The organism is Microvirga tunisiensis (assembly GCF_009296175.1).
GTDB lineage: Bacteria > Pseudomonadota > Alphaproteobacteria > Rhizobiales > Beijerinckiaceae > Microvirga > Microvirga tunisiensis.
This window is the reverse complement of sequence record NZ_VOSK01000986.1, coordinates 1-576: the sequence shown is the minus strand read 5'-3', so window position 1 is coordinate 576 and position 576 is coordinate 1. Positions and strand designations below refer to the sequence as shown.

The window sequence follows — 576 nt, the reverse complement described above, 5'->3', positions numbered from 1 at the left end:
CAGATCGTGATCGAAAGCTGGCGCCGTCATTACAACACCCTGAGGCCTCACGGCTCCCTCGGCTACAGGCCGCCGGCCCCGGAGGTGTTCGTGCCTGCCATGTCCCTGCGGGCGGCTCCGCAGCCCCCGCCCGCACTGGCAGAAAGGCCGTCACTCCATTAACATTCCAACCGGACCACTCCATGGGGGCGGGTCAGTGCTGACATTGCCACTCGCGTGCATCAGCGTCGAATGCTGACCCTTAGGCCGATTGTCATGAAGGGCATGACTTTGCAGGAGAATTCATAGCATCGGCAGGGTCATCATCGGCGCCGATCGTGACCCTGCCGATTTTCCATTTTGTGTTGATAAACCAAGGCACTGCGCTTCCCTCGCCAGGGGGCAACCTTCGGTGCCGATTCACATCCGAGAGAGGCTATCAACCCGTCTATGTCAGGCGACACAGAGAACTGCCCCCTGCCGCCCCATACCAGACCTGACGCGCTCGTGATTTAGCTCTTGGCCTTCAGGTCGCGAAGGACATCCTGCATGGCCGGAGAGAGGTCCGTGTGATGATGAACGACCTTCCAGTCGCCG

The 576-nt window shown here is 60.6% G+C and carries 1 protein-coding gene; it reads left to right on the top strand.

The window, feature by feature from the left end; all coding sequences use genetic code 11:
* A partial coding sequence (locus FS320_RS44865) for an integrase core domain-containing protein (protein ID WP_152718828.1) occupies positions 1–162 on the top strand: 162 nt, incomplete at its 5' end.
* Positions 163–576: the final 414 nt, after the last annotated feature.